Annotated in this window: 3 protein-coding genes and 1 pseudogene; 1 reads left to right on the forward strand and 3 read right to left on the reverse strand. The window is 39.9% G+C overall.

Features of this window, described 5'->3' with window-relative positions:
* Both V7659_RS22730 and V7659_RS22735 read right to left on the reverse strand, forming a co-directional pair.
* Positions 1 to 1,111: pseudogene (locus V7659_RS22730) on the reverse strand (bacteriocin maturation protein); the annotation flags it as partial.
* 160 nt (positions 1,112 to 1,271) lie between these two features.
* The gene (locus V7659_RS22735) at positions 1,272 to 1,604 is read right to left on the reverse strand and encodes a heterocycloanthracin/sonorensin family bacteriocin (protein ID WP_335542458.1); all 333 of its coding nucleotides are present in this window, start codon (positions 1,602 to 1,604) and stop codon (positions 1,272 to 1,274) included.
* Between the two features lie 313 nt (positions 1,605 to 1,917).
* Here V7659_RS22735 and V7659_RS22740 point away from each other — a divergent pair, with 313 nt between their 5' ends.
* A complete protein-coding gene (locus V7659_RS22740; RefSeq protein ID WP_335542459.1) occupies positions 1,918 to 2,175 on the forward strand; it encodes an HPr family phosphocarrier protein in 258 nt (85 codons plus the stop codon).
* 62 nt (positions 2,176 to 2,237) lie between these two features.
* Here V7659_RS22740 and V7659_RS22745 read toward each other — a convergent pair whose 3' ends face one another.
* Positions 2,238 to 2,873, reverse strand: a complete 636-nt coding sequence (locus V7659_RS22745) for a YoaK family protein (protein WP_335542460.1) — start codon at positions 2,871 to 2,873, stop codon at positions 2,238 to 2,240.
* Positions 2,874 to 3,290: the final 417 nt, after the last annotated feature.

The following is a 3,290-nucleotide window of genomic DNA, read 5'->3' on the forward strand; positions in this document are numbered from 1 at the left end:
ATGTCAACTGGTAGAAGTATAGAAGCAACTTACTTGGCTCACCAGTGCTTAATTCCTGTTCAAGTCGTCTATCATAATCGCCAACCCATTTAGTTGATATTCGTCCAGTCACCAGAGGATGAGGCGTAAACGAATGCCAGTTTCCTTCCAACGTATCAAGATCAAGCAAGAAGAATTGATTCTGTTGTTCCTGTTCAGTTACTCCTGTAACCTCTTTAAACAATTCAAATACAATCACATTGGCCAACATTGCTCCTGCTGTCGAAGAGTATGCAGATAATTGTTGATCTTTGAATAGGACAGAACGGTGCAAGCGGCGCCAAGCAGACTCCCAACATGCATCAGAATCTGGTTTTACTAACGGACCCGCAATACCCACCTGTTGTATGCAAATAGCAGGGAGTAAAATCTTCTTTTCTTCCCTACAAATCGTATGAAGAAGTCGCAGTGCCTCTAGATTTCCTTCCTGTGACACATACAAAATCGAATCAAACGTCTGCACACTCTCCCGCCAAAAGCTTACCCTATCTTCCTTTAATGTGACCTCTTCTACCTCCACCTCAGGGTCTGATTTACGGGCATGTGCCACTAGTTCCAACAACCGCCGTCTATTAGTCGGTATGGTGTCGGTGATTAGTAGTTTGAACTTGGGCAATCCGGATTCAATCAAAGAAGAAACCAACGAAACCAAAAAAGGACCGGAGCCAACTGCCAACACTTTGGCCTGACGATAGGTTTGAAAACGATACGCACCCGAATTAACAAAACTGTCCACAAATTCAATTTGCGAAGCATGCCTTTTAAGAACCTGATCCTCTAATTGATGTGGATAGTCTTGACTTACATCGCGGACAAACCCATTTCGATACAGCACTTCAGCAATTTCATACACCCTATCCCGGTATGGTCCAGGTAATCCTTCTGTTAAATTACCCAACGTATACTCCCCGTTGAACATTGGAATCAGCTTTTCAACCCACTGATCAATCGTACTGCCTTCCATACGGAACGAGCTTATGTTGTTCCGAAAATACACTCCACTGTTTGAATCGGGGAGAAAAAACGTGTCCCTTTTCACTTTCAGACGCATAGAAGGGTTCAAACTTGTCATTTCGCTCCTCCTTAGCCTTAACTTTATGACTTTACTATAATTCTATGTAACGCAATTTGTCCCTTATGTCTAAACTAATAGAGAAGAGCCTCTACAAAAACTCATGTAGTGAGGGTCTCTTCTCTTTAGCCGAACATTTTATTTTAGTAAAATTAAACCATTAACCTCCGCAACGGTGTCCTCCGCCGCAACGATGCCCGCCGCCACAATGGGAGCAATGTGAACAATTAAAGCAATTAAAGCAACGGAAACAACTAAAGCAGTTAAAGCAGTTAAAACAGCTAAAGCAACTAAAACAGCTAAAACAACGGCCAAAACCGCCAAAACCTCCAACACCACCAATACCACCAATACCGCCAATACCGCCAAAACCACCGAATTGTCGGGACTGATCAACATAGTATTGGTTTGGGTCAAAAGGAACGGCCTGGCTCGCTTGAAAGTCTCCAACATTCAACATTTGGAGTTCATTTTGTAAGGGATTCATTTTCATACCTCCATTTATTTAAAATCAATAATTTGTGTCAGTACATGAAACTTCAAGTACTCTCTTCATCAAAATATGGTCTTTGGATGGGTATTGCTACTGATTCAGAAGCCTATTTTATCGGGACATTCATACTACTTTGCCTAGAATATTGATTAAACTGGTATTCAAAAGGAATCAAACAAATCTGTTGTCAGGTGGACTACCACACAAAAGGCCCATATTGAATCAAACAGAACATTTTTTCAGAGGGAGTTTCATACATAAGAAAAGGGCATGTTTTAGAACTTATACAAAAGCGCACCCAGGGAGGGAAATTATGATTCAACAAACTGTGACAATCAACAGAAACGCAGGTTTATATGCTCAGCCGGTCAATCAATTAGTACAACGTGCTTCTCTATTTAATGCGGATATCTTTCTAACGTACAAGGGACGAAAGGTGAATGTAAAATCGGTCCTCGGCGTGTTATCTTTAGCGATACCTAAACAAGCAGAAGTTATCTTAGAAGTTTCAGGGGACGATGAAATAGAAGCACTTAGAGAGGTCATTGATACGTTGGAAATGCTAGAGTAGTAATAATTTTTTTTTAAAGGCGGAGGCTGGATCCACTTTAGATTCCAGCCTCTTCCAACAACCTATTTAAATGTTAAGGACTTGTTTACATATCCCCGATCACGATGATATAAAATAAGTGCAATTACTAAGATCCCCGAAGCGATCCAGATTGATGTGTTCCCAATGTAGGTGGTGGAAAATGTCCCAGTCAATGCGCCAAATAAAAATGAAAGAATAATTACAAAAAATTCTTTGAACTGTTTTTTAGCCTCATTATCATTTTCTTTCAAGGCCAAATACGCCGCTTGTGTAGCCGTTCGAAGATTGCCAGTTGTCATTGTTGAATTGTAGGCCCACTTGTCGAGTTTGTTGAAAGTGGAAATTTGTAAAGACGATACAAATGCAATACATACGGTTACCACGATGTTAGGTACACTGCTTGGTAACAGGCCAACTGTTATTAAAACCAGGCATTCCAAGATAAGAATAGACCTTCGGTAGCTGTGTAAGACTTGTCTTACCCGAGGAATTTTGGCGACTTCTGATACCAAAACTCCTAAGATAAATGCTAGAATGGGTGGGATAAAAAGCAACGCGCCAGCCCATTCCTGATTGGCTGCTTTTACAGCGAGAAGGACCATATTACCTGTTTGGGCATTGGCAAATACTCCGTCCCTGCTGATAAACGTATAGGCATCTAAGAAACCTCCAACCACCGCTAACAACATGCCTATTAAAATGAGTTGGACGATAACGAAGGGATTTTATCTTTCATTTGTCGTATGTTCTCCTTGTTTGATTTGTTGCTTGAATAGTATCTCCTAAATCCTGATTTTCTTAAAATATCATGAATTTAGATGAAAAAGTTACCCCAATTTTGACAATAAACGAAATTTAATTGTTCATTATGGGGATTTGAGGTAAAATTTTTATAATTTTCTACTTCAATTATATGAGTTTTTGAAATTTTAGATATAAATGGGCGAATTTTTACATTGAATGAGCGAATTACCGCCTTCAATGAGCGAATTGCGAAATCTCTCATAGATTGCTAGTTCTATCAGCGAATTTCTAAGTCCAATCAGCGAATTCTTATGTCCAATCAGCGAATTTTCATGTCCAATCAGCGAATT

The sequence above is a fragment of the Neobacillus drentensis genome (assembly GCF_036966985.1).
GTDB lineage: Bacteria > Bacillota > Bacilli > Bacillales > Cytobacillaceae > Neobacillus > Neobacillus drentensis_E.

Excerpts from the sequence above, each read along its gene's own strand:
- V7659_RS22735 (WP_335542458.1), bottom strand. The coding sequence starts at position 1,604 with ATGAAAATGAATCCCTTACAAAATGAACTCCAAATGTTGAATGTTGGA.
- V7659_RS22740 (WP_335542459.1), top strand. The coding sequence starts at position 1,918 with ATGATTCAACAAACTGTGACAATCAACAGAAACGCAGGTTTATATGCT.